The 544-nt window shown below is 51.1% G+C and carries 1 protein-coding gene; it reads left to right on the top strand.

Features of this window, described 5'->3' with window-relative positions; all coding sequences use genetic code 11:
* Positions 1-544, top strand: a 544-nt coding sequence (argA, locus tag R8O10_RS27010; protein ID WP_318192197.1) for an amino-acid N-acetyltransferase, incomplete at both ends; no start/stop codon positions are given.

The raw sequence follows: 544 nt of genomic DNA, 5'->3' as shown, positions 1-544 counted from the left end.
ACTACGCCATACCACAAAAACATCCGAATTACCGACGAAGCGGCACTATCGGTAGTTATGCAAGCTGCTGGGCAGCTTCAACTAGCCATTACCGCACGCCTTTCAATGAGCTTAAACAACACCCCAATGGCTGGCACACAACTGAATGTAGTCAGTGGCAACTTTGTCATTGCACAGCCACTTGGCGTAGATGACGGTGTCGATTACTGCCACAGTGGACGCATTCGCCGCATTGACACCGACGCGATTAATCGCACGCTCGACCAAGGCTCCATTGTGCTACTTGGCCCCATTGCGAGCTCCGTGACTGGCGAGTGTTTTAACTTGCTTTCTGAAGAAGTCGCGACGCAACTGGCGATCAAATTAGGCGCAGACAAACTGATTGGTTTCTGCTCTGAACAAGGCGTGATTGACGACAATGGCAATGCCGTTGCAGGGTTGCTGCCTATCGAAGCAGAGCACGTCATCAAAACGCTTTCAGAAAACCACGCTTCAGATTCCGATTACAACACGGGCACTTGGCGTTTCCTCAAAGGTTCCATGG

This window comes from Vibrio sp. 1727 (genome assembly GCF_033344415.1).
Lineage (GTDB): Bacteria > Pseudomonadota > Gammaproteobacteria > Enterobacterales > Vibrionaceae > Vibrio > Vibrio alginolyticus.
Note: the sequence above shows the minus strand (reverse complement) of the source record. Positions and strands in the feature narration are given on the sequence as shown.